Annotated in this window: 15 protein-coding genes; 10 read left to right on the top strand and 5 right to left on the bottom strand. The window is 73.9% G+C overall.

Annotated elements, in window-relative coordinates; genetic code table 11:
- Positions 1-6 precede the first annotated feature (6 nt).
- Both ACFCY1_RS33480 and ACFCY1_RS33475 read left to right on the top strand, forming a co-directional pair.
- Positions 7-1221 (top strand): acyl-CoA dehydrogenase family protein, encoded by a 1215-nt coding sequence (locus tag ACFCY1_RS33480; RefSeq protein ID WP_375877018.1) that lies wholly within the window; start codon positions 7-9, stop codon positions 1219-1221.
- Between the two features lie 120 nt (positions 1222-1341).
- Positions 1342-2625 (top strand): alpha/beta hydrolase family protein, encoded by a 1284-nt coding sequence (locus tag ACFCY1_RS33475; RefSeq protein ID WP_375877017.1) that lies wholly within the window; start codon positions 1342-1344, stop codon positions 2623-2625.
- Between the two features lie 33 nt (positions 2626-2658).
- On the opposite strand, the gene ACFCY1_RS33470 is transcribed toward ACFCY1_RS33475, so the two are convergent.
- Positions 2659-3072: a helix-turn-helix domain-containing protein gene (locus ACFCY1_RS33470; RefSeq protein ID WP_074003676.1), complete on the bottom strand. Its 414-nt coding sequence runs from the start codon at positions 3070-3072 to the stop codon at positions 2659-2661.
- A gap of 97 nt (positions 3073-3169) precedes the next feature.
- On the opposite strand from ACFCY1_RS33470, the gene ACFCY1_RS33465 reads away from it, so the two are divergent.
- Complete coding sequence (locus ACFCY1_RS33465) at positions 3170-3991, top strand: NAD(P)H-binding protein (RefSeq protein ID WP_375877016.1); 822 nt, start codon at positions 3170-3172, stop codon at positions 3989-3991.
- Between the two features lie 8 nt (positions 3992-3999).
- Here ACFCY1_RS33465 and ACFCY1_RS33460 read toward each other — a convergent pair whose 3' ends face one another.
- Complete coding sequence (locus tag ACFCY1_RS33460; protein WP_049660627.1) at positions 4000-4758, bottom strand: SDR family oxidoreductase; 759 nt, start codon at positions 4756-4758, stop codon at positions 4000-4002.
- A gap of 192 nt (positions 4759-4950) precedes the next feature.
- Here ACFCY1_RS33460 and ACFCY1_RS33455 point away from each other — a divergent pair, with 192 nt between their 5' ends.
- From ACFCY1_RS33455 to ACFCY1_RS33440, 4 genes are all read left to right on the top strand, one after another.
- Positions 4951-5577, top strand: a complete 627-nt coding sequence (locus tag ACFCY1_RS33455; RefSeq protein WP_049660629.1) for a TetR/AcrR family transcriptional regulator — start codon at positions 4951-4953, stop codon at positions 5575-5577.
- A gap of 384 nt (positions 5578-5961) precedes the next feature.
- Positions 5962-6243 (top strand): ABC transporter permease, encoded by a 282-nt coding sequence (locus ACFCY1_RS33450; protein ID WP_375877015.1) that lies wholly within the window; start codon positions 5962-5964, stop codon positions 6241-6243.
- A gap of 18 nt (positions 6244-6261) precedes the next feature.
- A complete protein-coding gene (locus tag ACFCY1_RS33445) occupies positions 6262-7032 on the top strand; it encodes a hypothetical protein (RefSeq protein WP_375877014.1) in 771 nt (256 codons plus the stop codon).
- Positions 7033-7038: 6 nt separating this feature from the next.
- Positions 7039-8418 carry a hypothetical protein gene (locus ACFCY1_RS33440; protein ID WP_375877013.1) on the top strand — a complete coding sequence of 460 codons (1380 nt, stop codon included), beginning with the start codon at positions 7039-7041 and terminating at the stop codon, positions 8416-8418.
- Positions 8419-8510: 92 nt separating this feature from the next.
- On the opposite strand, the gene ACFCY1_RS33435 is transcribed toward ACFCY1_RS33440, so the two are convergent.
- The 3 genes from ACFCY1_RS33435 to ACFCY1_RS33425 all read right to left on the bottom strand — a co-directional run bounded on the left by ACFCY1_RS33435 (position 8511) and on the right by ACFCY1_RS33425 (position 10745).
- Positions 8511-9584: a M14 family metallopeptidase gene (locus ACFCY1_RS33435; protein ID WP_375877012.1), complete on the bottom strand. Its 1074-nt coding sequence runs from the start codon at positions 9582-9584 to the stop codon at positions 8511-8513.
- 14 nt (positions 9585-9598) lie between these two features.
- The gene (locus ACFCY1_RS33430) at positions 9599-9928 is read right to left on the bottom strand and encodes a hypothetical protein (protein ID WP_375877011.1); all 330 of its coding nucleotides are present in this window, start codon (positions 9926-9928) and stop codon (positions 9599-9601) included.
- Between the two features lie 94 nt (positions 9929-10022).
- On the bottom strand, positions 10023-10745 hold the full coding sequence (locus tag ACFCY1_RS33425) for a TetR/AcrR family transcriptional regulator (RefSeq protein ID WP_375877010.1): 723 nt from the start codon (positions 10743-10745) through the stop codon (positions 10023-10025).
- A 341-nt stretch (positions 10746-11086) separates the two neighbouring features.
- Here ACFCY1_RS33425 and ACFCY1_RS33420 point away from each other — a divergent pair, with 341 nt between their 5' ends.
- The 3 genes from ACFCY1_RS33420 to ACFCY1_RS33410 all read left to right on the top strand — a co-directional run bounded on the left by ACFCY1_RS33420 (position 11087) and on the right by ACFCY1_RS33410 (position 15707).
- On the top strand, positions 11087-11716 hold the full coding sequence (locus tag ACFCY1_RS33420; protein WP_375877009.1) for a maleylpyruvate isomerase N-terminal domain-containing protein: 630 nt from the start codon (positions 11087-11089) through the stop codon (positions 11714-11716).
- Between the two features lie 331 nt (positions 11717-12047).
- A complete protein-coding gene (locus ACFCY1_RS33415) occupies positions 12048-13772 on the top strand; it encodes a M1 family aminopeptidase (protein ID WP_375877008.1) in 1725 nt (574 codons plus the stop codon).
- A gap of 243 nt (positions 13773-14015) precedes the next feature.
- Positions 14016-15707 carry a protease pro-enzyme activation domain-containing protein gene (locus ACFCY1_RS33410; protein ID WP_375877007.1) on the top strand — a complete coding sequence of 564 codons (1692 nt, stop codon included), beginning with the start codon at positions 14016-14018 and terminating at the stop codon, positions 15705-15707.
- Positions 15708-15743: the final 36 nt, after the last annotated feature.

Genomic DNA, 15743 nt, shown 5'->3' with positions numbered 1-15743 from the left:
GAACCGATGGACTTCGCCTACGACGCCCGGACGGAAGAACTCCGCGAGCAGCTGCTCGCCTTCATGGACGAGCACGTGTACCCCGCCGAGCCCGTCCTCGCCGCCCAGCTCGCCGACCCGGCCCGCGACCGCTGGGCCGTCCCCCCCGTCGTCGCCGACCTCCAGGCCGCGGCCCGCAAGCAGAAGCTCTGGAACCTCTTCCTGCCGGGTGAGCTCGGGGCCGGCCTCACCAACCTCCAGTACGCTCCGCTCGCCGAAATCACCGGCCGCAGCATCCAGTTGGCCCCGCCCGCGCTCAACTGCGCGGCGCCCGACACCGGCAACATGGAGCTGCTCGCCCAGTTCGGCAGCGCCGAGCAGCGCGAGCGCTGGCTGCGCCCCCTCCTCGACGGCCGGATCCGCTCGGCCTTCGCGATGACCGAGCCCGAGGTCGCGTCCTCGGACGCCACCAACATCGCCACCCGGATCGAGCGGGACGGCGACGCGTACGTGGTCAACGGCCGCAAGTGGTACATCACCGGGGCGATGAACCCCGACTGCCGGATCCTCATCGTGATGGGCAAGACCGATCCGGCCGCCGAGCCGCACCGCCGGCAGAGCATGCTGCTCGTCCCGCGCGACACCCCGGGCGTGACCGTCCGTCGCGGCATGACGGTGTTCGGGTACGACGACGCCGACCACGGCGGCCACGCCGAGGTCCTGTTCGAGGACGTCCGCGTCCCGGTGGGGAACCTGATCGGCGAGGAGGGTACGGGCTTCGCCATCGCCCAGGCCCGGCTCGGCCCCGGCCGGATCCACCACTGCATGCGGGCCATCGGCATCGCCGAGCGGGCGCTGGAGCTGATGTGCCGTCGGGCCAACGAGCGGGTGGCCTTCGGGAAGCCGCTGGCCGAGCAGGGCGTGGTGCAGGACTGGGTCGCCGAGTCCCGGGTGCGGATCGAGCAGCTGCGGCTGCTGGTGCTGAAGACCGCCTGGCTGATGGACACCGTCGGCAACCGGGGGGCGCACACCGAGATCCAGGCGATCAAGATCGCCACCCCGCGCACCGTCGAGTGGATCCTGGACAAGGCCGTCCAGGCGCACGGCGCGGCGGGCGTCAGCCAGGACACCCCGCTCGCCCAGCTCTGGGCCGGCAACCGCACCCTGCGGCTGGCCGACGGCCCGGACGAGGTGCACAAGCGCTCGCTGGCCCGGAGGGAACTGCGGCAGTACCGGCGCTGACCCGTAGGGGTGTGATACCCGGGTATTCCGGGGCCGGTTGGCCCCCAGGTATGACGGCGGCGGCCCGTTCCCGACCGTAGTGTCCTGCGTGTTCGATCGATCGGAACACGGAGGGACACCATGGGAATTCCGGGACGGGCGGTGGCGGCGGCGGTGCTGGCGGCGGCAGCGGCGGTGGGCACGATCGGCACGGCCGCGGGAGCGGTCCTGCCGCCGCCGGGGGACACGAGCCCCGGGCGGCAGGCCCGGGCCTGGCTGCCGGAGCCCAGCGGGCCGTACCCGATCGGGACCACCGCCGTGCACCTCACCGACACCGCACGGGAGGACCCCTGGCACCCCGGGCAGCGGCGCGAGCTGATGATCAGCCTCTGGTACCCGACCTCCCGGCCGGCCGCCGGCGACGACCGGGCCCCGTACATGGAGCCCGCCGCCGGGCGGCACTTCGACGGCCCGGACGGCGTCGGCCTGCTCAACTACGGCACCACGCCCGGCCGCACCGACTGGTCGGCCATCCGCACCCACGCCCGCCGGGACGCCCCGGCGCTGCCCGGCGGCCCGCGCCCGGTGGTGCTGTACTCGCCCGGCCTCGGCGACCCGCGCACCTGGGGGACGGCGCTGGTCGAGGACCTCGCCTCGCGCGGCTACCTGGTGGTCACCGTCGACCACACCTACGAGGCCTCCGAAGTCGCCTTCCCCGACGGCGACCTGGCCCCCTCGGTGCTCCCCGGCATGCTCGGGCAGCCCGGCCTGGACGTCGGCGCGGTGCTGCGCAAGGCGATGGACACCCGGGTGGCCGACACCCGCTTCGTGCTGGACCAGCTCGCCGCGCTCGGTGAGCGGCCGGGCCTGCCCGCCGGGGTCGCCGGGGCCCTCGACCTCGGCCGGATCGGCATGGTCGGCCAGTCGGCGGGCGGCTTCACCGCGCTCCAGACCATGCACGACGACCCGCGGATCGCGGCCGGGATCAACATGGACGGCCAGCTGCACTTCCCCGGCCCTGACGGCCACACCGGCGTCTTCCTGCCCAGCGTCGCCGAGGACGGCCTCGACCGCCCGTTCCTGCTGATGGGCACCGGCAGCGAGGACTCCGGCGGCTACCGAGACCAGCCCGGCTGGAACGCCCTGTGGCGGCACAGCACCGGCTGGCACGCCGACGTCACCCTCACCGGCTCCCGGCACGGCTCGTACACCGACGCCCAGCCGCTGCTGCCGCAGCTCGCCCGGCAGGGCGTGCTCGGCGCCGACCAGCTGCGCAAGGACGTCGGCGACATCCGCCCCGGCCGGGCCGAACTCGCCACCCGCAGCTACGTCGCGTCCTTCTTCGACCGCTGGCTGCGCGGCCAGGACGACCACCTGCTGGACGGGCCCTCGGCGCGCTTCCCGGAGATGGCGTACGAGCGGTAGCCGGGCCCGGCGTGCCGGGGGCACCGGACGGGGTCAGCGGATCCCGGAGCCCGGGTTGGCCCCGTCCCACCGCCGCCGGGAGTCGACGATCGCGTCGTGGTGGTCGTACGACCAGTCCGTCATCGCCCGCACCAGGTGGGTCAGGCTGTGGCCGAGCGGCGTCAGCTCGTACTCCACCTGCGGCGGGACGGTCGGGTGGACGGTCCGCGAGACCATGCCGTCCCGTTCCAGGCGGCGCACGGTCAGCGTGAGCATCCGCTGCGAGATGCCCGGCAGCGCGCGCTGCAGCTCGCGGAACCGCCGTACGCCCTGGGCGAGTTCGACGACGGTGAGGACGGACCACTTGTCGCCCAGGCGGTCCAGCAGGTCGCGGATCCCGCAGTCCACGCCGTCCTCGCACCAGACCACCGGGCGGGGGGTGGTTACCGCGGTGTGCCCTGCTGACATGGAAGTGCCTCCTTACGCCGGACGCCCAGGCTACCGAGGATGGTCGCGAAGCCGACGAACGATCATCTGCTCGACCGACCATCCCTGGAGGAACCCCATGCTGCTCGTCACCGGAGTCAACGGAGGCCTGGGCGCGCTCGTACTGGAGCGGCTCGCCGGGCGGGAGGGCGTCGTCGCGGGCTCGCGCACACCGCAGCGGGTGCCGGCGGGCGTCCCGGCCCGGCTGGTGGACTTCGACCGGCCGCGGACACTGGCGGAGGCCTTCACCGGCGTGCGGACCCTGCTGCTGATCTCGGCCGGCGCCGCCGAGGACGACGTGGTGATCGCCCGGCACGGCGCCGCGATCGGGGCGGCGGAGCGGGCGGGCGTCGATCACGTGGTCTACACCAGCCTCTCCAGCGACGGCGACCACCTGCCCTACGCCCTCGCCCACCGCTGGACCGAGCGGCGGCTGCGCGCGTCCGCCACCCTGCGCTGGACGGTGCTGCGCAACGGCCTGTACGCCGAGTTCCTGGGCGCGATCGCCGCCCCCGGCCCGGACGGGGTGATCAGCGCCCCGCTCGGCGACGGGCGGCTCGCGGCGGTGGCCCGGGCGGACCTGGCCGAGGCGGCGGTGAACGTCGCCCTGGCGCCCGACGGGCACGCGGGCCGGACGTACGAGCTGGTGGGGGAGCGGGCGGTGGGCGGCGCGGAGGTGGCCGAGGCGCTCGGCGCCGCGTACCGGCCGGGACGGCTGACGGACGCCCGGGCGGCGGTGGCGGCCTCGGACGCGCGGGACTTCCAGGTGCCGATGGTGGTGGGCACCTACTCGGCGATCGCCCACGGCTTCCTCGCCGGCCCGGGCGGGCCGGGCGACCTCGCGGCCCTGCTCGGCCGCGCGCCCCGCCCGGCCCTGGAGGTCATCGCCGAGGGGCGGTGACCTCCGGGTCACATGCCGCCGCCCAGGGTGACCCCGCCGTCGACGACCAGGGTCTGGCCGGTGATCCAGCCGGCGTCGGGGGAGAGCAGGAAGGCGACGGCGCCGGCGATGTCCTCGGGGACGCCGAGGCGGCCGAGCGGGTAGGCCTTGGCGACCTTCTCCTCGCGGCCCTCGTACAGGGCCTCGGCGAACCTGGTCTTGACCACGGCGGGGGCGACGGCGTTGACCCGGATGCCCTGGGGGCCCAGCTCGGCGGCGAGTTCGGTGGTGAGCCGGATCAGCGCGGCCTTGCTGACGCCGTACATGCCGATCCCGAGCGAGGAGCGGATGCCCGCGATGGAGGCGACGTTGACGACCGAGCCGCCGTGCTCGCCCAGCCACGCGGCGTGCGCGCGGCGGGTCCAGGCCAGCGGGGCCAGCACGTTGACGGCGAGGATCTTGGCGGCGGCGGCCTCGTCGGTGTCGAGGACCGGCCCGTAGACCGGGTTGATGCCGGTGTTGTTGACCAGGTGGTCGAGCCGGCCGAAGGCCTCCAGGGTGCGGGCGACGGTCTCCTCCTGGTGCGCCGGGTCGTCGGCCTTGCCCGCGACGGCGATCGCGTTCTCCGGGCCGCCCAGGTCGCGGACGGCCTCGGCCAGCGGCTCCGGGTTGCGGGCGGTGAGGCAGACCCTGGCCCCGCGGTCGACCAGCTCGCGGGCGATGCCGAGGCCGATGCCCCGGCTCGATCCGGTGACGACGGCCACCCGGCCCTTGAAGGAGTGCACCACGGAGCGTCCTGCCTTTCGTGCGGGGGATCCCTGCTGTCAGCTGACTAAGCGCTTGCTCAGCATGCTGTCGGTGCGGGAGGCTGTCAACAGTCCGCCGACCGCTTGCCCGTCGCACGCCGGCCCGGGTCGGGGGTCGGGCCGAGGGGTGGCCGGCGCGAAAGCCTGTACGAGTTTCTCTGGGAGGATGACGCCATGACCAGCACCCCGCTCGCCGACCTCTGGCCGACCCTGCCCGGCGCCGACGCCCGCCCCGAAGCGGCGTACCGGCTGCTCCAGGCCGCCGTCGAGTCGTTCGCGGAGCGCGGCTTCCACGCCACCACCACCCGGGACATCGCCACGGCGGCGGGGATGAGTCCGGCCGCGCTGTACATCCACTACCAGTCGAAGGCCGCGCTGCTGGCCGAGATCAGCCGGGCCGGGCACGCCGCCACGCTGACCCTGGTCCGGGGCGCGGTGGCCGGCGGGGGCGGACCGGCCGAGCGGATGCGGGAGCTGGTCGAGCAGTTCACCGCCTGGCACGCCCGGGCCCGGACGGTCGGCCGGGTGGTCAACTACGAGCTGCACGCGCTGCCCGAGGACGCCTACGCGGTGGTCGCGGCGCTGCGGCTGGACATCGAGCGCGAGGTCAGCGCGCTGATCGAGGCGGGCGTGGCGGCGGGGGAGTTCCAGGTGGCGGAGGTGCGGACGGCGGCCCGCGCGGTCACCTCGCTGGGCATCGACGTCTCCCGCTGGTACACCGACAACTCCTCCGAGGCGCCGGAGGAGCTCGGGCGCCGCTACGGGGAGCTGGTCCTGCGGATGCTCGGCGCCCGGGTCTGAGCCGGCGCCCCGTGTCGCCCGTGCCGCCCGTGCCGCCCGTGCCGCCCGTGCCGCTCCGGGCCCCTTGACCTGCTGCGACGAGGCGAGCAGACTCGTATACGCAGTACGTGTCCCTCGTACGTGTGCCTCGTAGACGTACGGTGCCGACGACGTTCGGCGCCACCCGGCCCCGAGAGACGGCCCCCCGCGCGGCCCCGCGCCGCGCCCCCAGCAGCACCCTCCCGCGGCGGCCACGCCCCCGACCGGCGGCGCCGACGGGAGCAGACCCCGACCCGGGCCGGTCCGGCCGGCCGTGTCGCGGGGCCCGTGCGGCCCGGCGGCACCGGGACGGCGCGCGTGGCGCGCCGGGCGCGGCCCGGGTGGAGGGAGAGGGGAGGCGCGGCAATGCCTTCCCAAGAAGCCCCCGCCCATCGACGACCGAGCCCGGTGCGCCCGCGATTCTGGCTGGAGACGGCCCTTGGCGCGCTGTCCGGGCTCCTGTTCCTGCTCACCCTGGTGTGGCCGCAGTGGATCGAGACGCTGCTCGGCCTCGACCCGGATGCCGGCAGCGGCGCCGCGGAGTGGCTGGTGGTCGCGCTCGCGGCCGCCGTCACCGCCGGGTGCGCGCTCGGCGCGCGGACCGAGTGGCGCCGGGCGCACCCGGCCCCGGTCCGCGCCGCGCGGTGAGCGGATCGGAGGACCGTCATGACCGACACCGCACCCGCCGCCGCACCCCGGCTGACCGACCTCGTCCGGAGTGCGCCGCTGAGCTTCCTCGGCACCGTCACCAGGGTCGGCGGCACCTCGCTCGCCGCCCTGCCGGCCGAGGCCAGGAACGAACGGACCGCCGTGGTCCGGGTGGACCAGGTGCTGCACGCACCCGCGGCCTTCCGGCAGCTCGGCGGCAGCGAGGTCACCGTCCAACTGGCCGCCGACACCGAGCTGTTGAAGGTCGGCGACACGGCGGCCTTCTTCACCAGGGGGATGGTCTACGGGGAGGGCCTGGGCGTGGCCGAGGTCGGCCGGCTGCCGGCCGACGCCGTCCGGCAGCACGTCTCGCTGGCCGCCACCACGGCCGACGAACTCCCCTTCTCCTCGGTGCAGCGGGAGATCCGCGACCAGGACCTGGCCGCGCACGCCGCCGAGGCGGACGCCGTCGTGGTCGCCACCGTGGTCGGCCTGGAGGACCTCGGCCTGGCCGAGTACTCCGAGCACGACCCGCACTGGTGGCGCGCCACACTCGACGTCTCGCTCGTCGAGTCCGGCGGCGCCGCCCCCGGACCGACCACCGTGCTCTACCCGGCCAGCGGGGACATCCGCTGGCGCGCGGTGCCCAAACCGACGCCCGGGCAGCTGGGCCTGTGGCTGCTGCACGCCACCGGGGGCGAGCTCGCCGCGCGGGCGCCGTACCGGCTGCTCCACCCCGAGGACTACCAGCCGGCGCAGAGGCTCGCCGTGCTGCGGGAACGGAGGTGAGCCGACATGCCCTCCATCAAGGTCGTCAACATCACCCCGAAGGCGCTGAGCGGCGACACCAACCTGGACAGTGAGCCCAACCTCGCGGTCGACCCGGAGAACCCGCTGGAGATGGTCGCGACCGCCTTCACCCCCGACCCGATGAACGGGCCGCTCGCCCCCGTCTACGTCTCGACGGACGGCGGGGACACCTGGGTGCTGAACAGCGTCGTCCCGGGCAACGGGGCACTCGGTACCGGGGACATCAGCGTCGGCTTCGGCGGGGCGGGGGGCCGGCTCTACACCGGCATCCTCAACGGCCAGAGCGGCGACCTGCAGATCCTGCGCGCGCCGGACATCACCGCGAGCACGCCGATGGCCGTGCTCGTCGACCGGAGCGGGGAGGACCAGCCCTGGGTCGTCGCCACCACCGTCACGGCGAACGGTGGCAGCGGCGACCGGGTGTACATCGGCAGCAACGACGTCGCCCAGCCCGGCGGCACCGCCACCGTGGACGTCTCGAACGACGCCGGCACCGGGCCCGCTCCGGCCGGTTTCGCGCCCGTCAAGCTCGACCGGCACACCGGCACGCTCTTCGACGGGCCGCCGGTGCGGATCGCCGCGCACCCGGACGGCACGATCTACGTCGCCTTCCTGAGCGTGACCGCCACCGGCGCGGGGGCCCTGATCACCTTCGACGTCGTGATGACCCGTGACGACAAGGGCGGCGTCGGACCGAACCCCTTCGAGGACCTCCTCGACTCGGCCGTCGGCGACGTCGGCCAGCGCGTGGTCACCGGCCGCAAGGCCCGGTTCAACCCGCACCAGCGGTCGCTGGGCCAGGAGCGCACCGGTGCGGACCTGGCCGTCGCCGTGGACCCCACGGACTCCAACAGCGTCTGGATCGCCTACTGCGACAACCTCGGCGGAACCGCCCCCACCGACTACGTGCTGCACAGCCGTCACTCGGCGGACCGGGGCCAGACCTGGGCCGCGGCCCGCCCGGACGTGGTCAACGGCAAGAACCCGTCGCTGGCGGTCAACTCCGACGGCCTGGTCGGGCTGGTCTACCAGCAGCTGGTCCACAACCAGTGGTCGACGGTGCTGGAGCTGACCAGCGATGGCTTCGGGACGACGGAGAGCCATGTGCTGCACCAGGCCCCGGGCGACGTGCCGCCGGCCGGGACGCAGTTGCCGTACCTGGGGGACTACCTCCGGATGGTCACGGTCGGAAGGGACTTCTACGGCGTCTTCGCCGGCAACAACACCCCCGACCGGGCCAACTTCCCGGTGGGTGTGACCTACCAGCGCAACGCCAACTTCACCACCCACCAGCTGCTCAGCTCGGACGGGGTCACCCGGGTGCCGCCGTCCATCGACCCGTTCTTCTTCCACCGGGCCGCCTGAGCACCCGCGCACCCCCGCATCCCAAGGCGCCCGCCACGACCGGTCGTGGCGGGCGCCCTGCTGTCGGGCACTGTGGCTTTCGGGGCAGGGGTTCAGGCGGTGGCCAGGCAGAACCGCACCAGCCCGGCGTCCACGTCGAGGACGATCCGCTGCATCTCGGCCCACGGCGGGTGGAACTGCGTGCCCCACTCGACGGTGAAGCCGAGCACCTTCCCCTGCTCGGGGTCGACGAAGTGGCGGGCGAAGACGTAGTCGTCGCTGGTGCCGCTGGTCGGGTACAGGTGGAAGCCGCTCAGCGGCTTGTACGCCAGGCCGCGCACGCCGTGCAGGCCCTGGCAGAAGGCCTCGGCGAGCAGCACGGCGGTGTCGGCGTCGGTCTTGGGGATGTACTCCGCGTACGCGACGTCGCCGGGCAGGCCGCGCTTGCCGTCGTACTGGCTGTTGCGGAAGTTCATGGCGGGGGTGACCGACTGGTTCTCGTCGTCGCCCCAGTTGTAGAGCATGTCCTGGGAGTAGCTGTGCACGTCGACGAACCACCCGGTCCGCGGGAACTGGTCCAGCAGCCAGCGGACGTTGCGGGTCTCGGGCTCGGAGAAGGCGCTCGGGCCCTCGTAGACCTGCTGGTCGCACGGGTCGGCCGACACCTGCGGGGTGGCGGTCGGGGCGAAGGCGGTGGCGAAGTCGAAGAGGAAGTCGTAGTTGCGGTTGAGGTCGACGCCGACGCAGTCGGGGTTCGTGCTGCCCCCGGCGTTGGCCGGGTTGCGGTTCTTGCGCCACATCGGGTCGGCGGTCTGGCTGAACAGTCGGCCGTCCGGGTTGACCAGCGGGAAGAACACCAGGTCCAGCCGCTGGAGCAGGTTGCGGACCTGGTCGGCGGTGAAGACGGTGCCGCCGTAGCCGAGGCCGGTGCCGTCGCGCTGGGCCTCCAGCAGGTCGGCGGCGAGGTGGACGAGGATCTCGCAGCTGCCCCATTCACGGGCGTGCACACCGCCGATCATCATCACGCAGCTCTTGGGCACCGGGGCCGGTGCACCGATCCTGAGGGCGTGGGCGGTGCGGCCCTCGATGGAGGGCTCGGGCAGGGTGAGCAGTTCGGACGTGCCGGGGTAGGCGGTGGCCAGTCTGGCCACGGCGGACTCGACCTCGGTGATGTTCAGGTACGGCATGACGACCTCCCGGGTCAGCCGGCGGGCTTGGCGGCGAGGCCGTGCGGGACGGCGTCGGCGGCGGCGAACCGGTCGCCGGTGCCGACCTCGGCCTGGGCGGCGCGGCCGGCCTCGCTGGCGTTGCCGATCCGGGTGACGGTGACGCCCTCGCGTTCGAGGGCGGCGATCCGGGCCTCCGGGGCGTAGACGTCGATGCCGACGCTGCCGTCCGGTTCGACGTGCGGGCGGCCACCGGTGTCGGGGCGGGCCTCGCGCAGCAGGGCGCGCAGGACCTCCGGGTCCCTGGCGGTGACGCGGAGTCGCAGGATGTCGGGTCGGGGCGGTCGGGTGGGAACGGCGGACATGGCGACCTCTTCTCGGGCGCCGGGGGAGCGCGGCCCACGGCCGGCTCGGCGGTGCCGGATTCGAGCGGATATGTCCGACGTGTACCTCGTATCCTCAGGATGCGTCGCCGCCGTAGAAGCCGTCAAGGGGCGGCTCGGGCATCCCGTCGAGCAGGCTGTCCAGGCCGCTCAGCATCTCGGCCTCGTCGTCGAAGTCGGAGAACCGGGGCACCAGGGCGCGCAGCCTGGGGTAGTCGGCGGCGGGCAGCCTGTGCAGGCCGAGCCGCAGGGCCGGGTCCGGCTCGTTCGGGTTGTCGACCACCTGGCGCTTGTCCACCAGCAGGCAGCCGAGGTTCCAGGCGACGAAGGTGCGGTAGACGGTCAGCGCGCCGGCGTCGTCGAAGCCGGCCCGGCCGAGCACGGCCAGGATGTGCTCGGTGAGCTCCAGCACCGAGGCCGGGCGGCGGGCCACCGGGACGGCCAGCGGGCGGGTCGCGACCAGCGGCAGGATCTCGGGGTGGGCGTGCGCGGTGGCGGCGAACGCCCGGGCGATCCGGCGCAGTTCGGCGCGCCAGCCGTCCTCGTGCGGGCCGCGGGCGGCGTCGGCCCGCAGCCGGGCGTTGATCTCGTCGAAGTAGGCCTCGACCAGGCCGTCGATCAGCGCCTCCTTGCCCGGGGTGTAGCGGTACAGGGCCATCGACTCCACGCCGAGATCGGCGGCCAGCCTGCGCATGGTCAGCGCGGCCAGGCCCTCGCGGTCGACCAGGGCCACGGCGGCGCCCAGTACCAGCGGGCGGCTCAGCCGGCCCCGCCTCTCGGGGGCGTCCTGCTCGGCCATCTCCGCACTCCTCCGGGTCGGTGGCGGCGTCGTCGGGCGGTCGGCTCGGCGGGGGCGCGGGGCCCGCTGCCGGGCTGGGGCTTCGGCGGATGTCACTCAGCGGATACAGAACCAGGATACAAGGGAGGAATAGGACGTAAACGGGCACGCGGCCGCGCGGCGGCGATGCTGCCGATCCCGCTGGTCAGATGACCGGGCGGGGGGTGGTGGGGGCGGCGACCGGGGTGGCGGAGACGGTCATGGGGCGATGGTGACGGCCCGGGGCGGGGGTGGCAAACGGCTTTCCGCGGGCCCGGGATAGCGTGGGGGCGATCCCGTGATCACCGTCCCGAGGAGAGCCGATGAACAGTCAGAACGATCCCGTGCGCGTGCTGTTGGCGGAGGCCTGGTCCTCCTGGGCGGAGCGGGGCGCGGCCCTGGCCGCCGAGGACTGGGACCGGCCCACCCGGCTGCCCGAGTGGACCGTACGGGAGCTGTTCGCGCACGTGGCACCGGTGCCGGAGATGTTCACCGGGCTGCGCGCGGCCGTCCTGGACACGCCGGCCGAGGTGGCCGACGGGGCCGGCATCCTGCGGGCCTACAACCGGCCGGGCGGCATCGCCCACACCGCCGCCGGGCAGGTCGCCGAGGCGGCGAAGCGGACCGCCGAGGTGGCCGAACCCGCCGTGCTGATCGCCCGGTTCGGCGTCGAGGGCCCGGCGGCGCTGGCCGGCCTCGCGGACCTGCCGCCGGGGACCACGGTGGCGCACCCGCTGCTCGGCAGCGTGACGGTCGGCGCGCTCGGCGAGGTGGCGCTGATGGAGGCGACCGTCCACCTGCTCGACCTGATCGCGGCCGTCGGCGGCCCGCCGCCCGCCGAGGGGGCGCTGCACTTCACCCGCGCCCTGCTGGCGGAGGTGGCCGACCCGGTGGCCTTCATCGAGGCGGCGACCGGCCGCAGCGCCGAGGCGGTGCTCCCGGTGCTGCGGTAGGGCTTCCGTCGGGTGGGGTGAGGCGTATGCGTCTCATGTCATGAGCCTTTCAAAGGTGCGGGTTTGCTGTCACGCTGCTGCTCCCGGCCCGCTCCCCACGAGAGGCTCCGATGAGAAGACTCCTGCCTGCCCTGACCGGCGCCGCCCTGTTCGCGGCGACCGGCCTCGGGGGGGGCGCCCCCCCCCCCAAGGGGGGGGCCCCCGGCCGGGACACCCCCCCCCGGGGGGGGCCCCCCCCGGGTGGTGTGGCGGGGGGGGTGCGGGGGGGGGGCCCCCGGGGCCGCCCCCCACCCCCCTGGGGGCGCGCGCCGCGGACTGCACACCCGCCCAGGTGGCGGCCAACGGCGGTTTCGAGTCCGGTGGTTCGTCCTGGTCGGCGCCGAGCGGCGCGATCACCGCCGACACCGGCCAGAGCGCCCACTCCGGCAGCTCCTACGCCTGGCTCGACGGCTACGGCTCCAGCCACACCGACACGCTCTCGCAGTCCGTCACCCTCCCCGCCGGGTGCGGCACCGCGACGCTCGGGTTCTGGCTGCACGTCGATACCGCCGAGACGACCGGCAGCACCGCGTACGACAAGCTGACCGTCAAGCTCGGCTCCACCACCCTGGCCACCTACTCCAACCTGGACGCGAAGGCCGGGTACGTGCACAAGACGCTCGACGTCTCCGCCTTCGCCGGCCAGTCCGTGACGCTCGCCTTCACCGGCGTCGAGGACGCCAGCCTGCAGACCAGCTTCGTGCTGGACGACGTCACCCTGGACGTCTCCGGCGGCGGCACGTCGCCCCAGCCCGGCGACCCGACCCGCACCCCGGTCGCGCCGGCGTACACCGTCGGCCTCACCAGCGACTCCTCCGGCGGCAGTTGGACCGGGCACGAGAGCGTGACGTTCACCAACGCCTCGCCCGACCCGCTGAACGAGGTGTACCTGCGGCTGTGGGACAACGCCCACGGCAGCTGCCCCAGCACCCCGATCACGGTGACCAACGTGACCGGCGGCACGCCCTCACCGCTCACGGTGAACTGCACCGCGCTCAAGATCACCCTGCCGGCCCCGCTCGCCCAGGGCCAGAGCGGCACCGTCGCCTTCGACCTCGGCATCACCGTGCCGAGCGGTGCGGACCGCTTCGGCCACGACGGCGCGTACAACTTCCTCGGCAACGCCCTGCCCGTCCTGGCGATACGGGACGCGGCCGGCTGGCACCTCGACCCGTACACCAACAACGGCGAGTCCTTCTACTCGGTGGCCGCGGACTTCGCCGTCACCCTGGACCACCCGAGCAGTCTGCTGGTGCCCGCGACCGGCACCTCGGTGGACACCCCCGGCACGGCCGGGCGGACCGTCACCAAGGCGACCGCGAGCAAGGTGCGCGACTTCGCCTGGGGCGCCGGGCCGTTCACGAAGATCTCCGGCACCTCCGCCGCCGGGGTGAAGGTCAACGTCTACTCGGTGGCGGGGATCAGCGCGGCCGACTCCCAGTCGATGCTCTCCACCGCGACCTCGGCGGTCGACGCCCACGCCCAGCGCTTCGGCGCCTACCCGTACGGCGAGTTGGACGCGGTGCTCGACAACAACTTCTGGTTCGGCGGCATGGAGTACCCGGGCTTCGTCCTCGACCTGGTCAGCACCACGGCGCTCACCCACGAGATCGGCCACCAGTGGTGGTACGGCATCGTCGGCGACGACGAGTACAACGGCCCCTGGCTGGACGAGGCCTTCACCGACTACGCCACCGACCTCGCCCTCGGCAAGACCGGCAACGGCTGCTGGAACAGCGTCTCCTGGGCGTCCTCGGCGGAGCGGATCACCAACTCGATGGCGTACTGGGACGCCAACTCCTCGCGCTACTCGACGGTCGTCTACGGCTACGGCAAGTGCGCCCTGCACGACCTGCGCCGGACGATCGGCGACAGCGCGATGACCACGCTGCTGCGGAACTACGCGCAGGCGCACTGGTACGGCGTCTCCACCACCGCGGAGTTCAAGGCCGCGGCCCAGGCCGCCACCACGGTGGACCTGAGCTCCTTCTGGAGCCAGCACCGCATCGACGGCTGAGCCCGGACATCCGTATGTCCCGGACGTCGCCCCCGGTTCCGGCCGGGGGCGACGCCCGTTCGCGTCCCCGTCACGCCCCTGTTCGCGACCCCCCCCGGCGTCTCCAGGCATCCCCTTGACGGCGTCGGGGGCCGGGAGGACGCTGTACGTGTACGACATAAGCGTGTGCCGTACGCGGACAGTCGAAAGCACACGACCAAGAGTCGCGAGGCTCCCGGCGCTTCCCCGACCGCTGGAGCGATCATGTCGACCAACCACTACGTGGCGCTGCCGGACAGCTCCCGCGTTCCGCTCGACGGAGCGCGGGTCATCGGACCGGCCGACCCACGGGCACCCCTGACCGTCACCGTCTACCTGCGGCGCGACCCCGACGCGCCCCCGCGCCCCGACGTCTACGAGCTCGCGATGCAGCCGCCGACCCACCGCACCGCCCCCGACGACGAGGAGTACGCCGCCGTCCACCGGTGGCGCGACACCGACCTCAAGGCGGTCGAGGCGTTCGCCGGCGAGCACCACCTCGCCGTCTCCCACGAGAACCCGCTGGCCCGCAGCCTCCAGCTGACCGGTACCACCGAGGACGTCTCGAATGCCTTCCGCGTCACCCTGGCCCGCTACCGCTACCGGGACGCCGACGACAACGCCCGGATCTACCGGGGCCGCGAAGGCGCGGTCAACGTCCCCGCCGGACTGAGCGGCATCGTCACCGGCGTCTTCGGCCTGGACAACCGGCCGATCGGCGCCAATCTGCTGATCCGCCCGGCCTTCACCGACCTCTCGCTGCCGATCGCCGAGGACGTGCCGGGGCTGCCGGCCGGCGTCTTCCTCCCGACCGACCTCGAAACCCCGTACGCCTACCCCGCCGGAACCGACGGCAGCGGGCAGTGCGTCGCCGTCCTCGCGTTCAACGGCGAGACGGATCCCGGCGTCCCCTCCGGCGGCTACTCGGCCGACGCGCTGCGCACCTACTTCGCCGCCCTGGGACGGCCCATGCCGGACATCACCAACGTGGTGATCCCCAACGTCGGTTCCACCGGCAACGACCCGGGCCGGGACGACGGCGGCCCGCTGCGGCTCGACAGCACCGGTGAGGTCATGCTCGACCTCGCGGTGGTCGGCTCCCTCGCACCCAAGGCGAAGATCGTCGTCTACTTCAGCAAGTTCACCGAGCAGGGCTGGGTGGACGTGATCCACCGGGTCGTGACCGACACGGTCAACCGGCCCTCGGTGATCTCCTGCAGCTACGGCAACGCCGAGGAGGGCCGCACGGTGTGGACCCCCGGGGCGATCGACAGCGCCGACAGGGCCTTCAGCAGCGCGGCCGAGAAGTTCATCAGCATCTGCTGCGCCTCGGGCGACGACGGCTCCAGGGACCAGGCGCTCGACGAGCGCGCCCACGCCGACTTCCCCGCCTCCAGCCCGCACGTGCTCGGCGTCGGCGGCACCCGCCTGGTGGTGGATCAGGGGCAGGTGGTCAGCGAGACCGTCTGGGACGACGGCGCGGGCAACCGGACCGGTGGTGGCATCAGCAAGCTGTTCCCGGTGCCGCCCTTCCAGGACGGCACCACCGTGCCCCCGTCGGTCAACCCGCCGCACGCGCACGGCCGGGGCGTGCCGGACGTGGCCGCGCTCGCGGCCGGCAGCACCGGCGTGGTCGTCCCGAGCATCGACGGCGAGCACGTCCTCGTGACCGGCGGCACCAGCGCAGCCGCCCCGATGTGGTCCGCCTTGCTCGCCCGGGTCAACCAGGGCCTGCCCGGCGCGGCCCAGGTCGGCTTCCTCAACCCGCTGCTGTACGCGAAGTTCGGCGCGGGCGTCCTGCGGGACATCACCACGGGCAGCAACGGCGCCTACTTCGCCGCGAAGGGCTGGGACCCGTGCACCGGCCTCGGCAGCCCGGGCGGCCAGCGGCTGCTGGACGGGCTCAAGGCCCTGTGAACCCCCGTCGGTCCGATACCGGCCGGTGCGGGACGC

The sequence above is a fragment of the Kitasatospora sp. NPDC056273 genome (genome assembly GCF_042268845.1).
Taxonomy (GTDB): domain Bacteria; phylum Actinomycetota; class Actinomycetes; order Streptomycetales; family Streptomycetaceae; genus Kitasatospora.
This window is presented reverse-complemented; position numbering and strand designations above follow the sequence as displayed.

What these genes read in the sequence shown, in the direction of transcription:
- ACFCY1_RS33430 (WP_375877011.1), bottom strand. Translation starts at nt 9,928, where the DNA reads ATGTCCGCCGTTCCCACCCGACCGCCCCGACCCGACATCCTGCGACTC.
- ACFCY1_RS33465 (WP_375877016.1), top strand. Translation starts at nt 3,170, where the DNA reads ATGCTGCTCGTCACCGGAGTCAACGGAGGCCTGGGCGCGCTCGTACTG.
- ACFCY1_RS33440 (WP_375877013.1), top strand. Translation starts at nt 7,039, where the DNA reads ATGCCCTCCATCAAGGTCGTCAACATCACCCCGAAGGCGCTGAGCGGC.
- ACFCY1_RS33455 (WP_049660629.1), top strand. Translation starts at nt 4,951, where the DNA reads ATGACCAGCACCCCGCTCGCCGACCTCTGGCCGACCCTGCCCGGCGCC.
- ACFCY1_RS33410 (WP_375877007.1), top strand. Translation starts at nt 14,016, where the DNA reads ATGTCGACCAACCACTACGTGGCGCTGCCGGACAGCTCCCGCGTTCCG.
- ACFCY1_RS33475 (WP_375877017.1), top strand. Translation starts at nt 1,342, where the DNA reads ATGGGAATTCCGGGACGGGCGGTGGCGGCGGCGGTGCTGGCGGCGGCA.
- ACFCY1_RS33425 (WP_375877010.1), bottom strand. Translation starts at nt 10,745, where the DNA reads ATGGCCGAGCAGGACGCCCCCGAGAGGCGGGGCCGGCTGAGCCGCCCG.
- ACFCY1_RS33420 (WP_375877009.1), top strand. Translation starts at nt 11,087, where the DNA reads ATGAACAGTCAGAACGATCCCGTGCGCGTGCTGTTGGCGGAGGCCTGG.
- ACFCY1_RS33435 (WP_375877012.1), bottom strand. Translation starts at nt 9,584, where the DNA reads ATGCCGTACCTGAACATCACCGAGGTCGAGTCCGCCGTGGCCAGACTG.
- ACFCY1_RS33470 (WP_074003676.1), bottom strand. Translation starts at nt 3,072, where the DNA reads ATGTCAGCAGGGCACACCGCGGTAACCACCCCCCGCCCGGTGGTCTGG.
- ACFCY1_RS33480 (WP_375877018.1), top strand. Translation starts at nt 7, where the DNA reads ATGGACTTCGCCTACGACGCCCGGACGGAAGAACTCCGCGAGCAGCTG.
- ACFCY1_RS33450 (WP_375877015.1), top strand. Translation starts at nt 5,962, where the DNA reads ATGCCTTCCCAAGAAGCCCCCGCCCATCGACGACCGAGCCCGGTGCGC.
- ACFCY1_RS33445 (WP_375877014.1), top strand. Translation starts at nt 6,262, where the DNA reads ATGACCGACACCGCACCCGCCGCCGCACCCCGGCTGACCGACCTCGTC.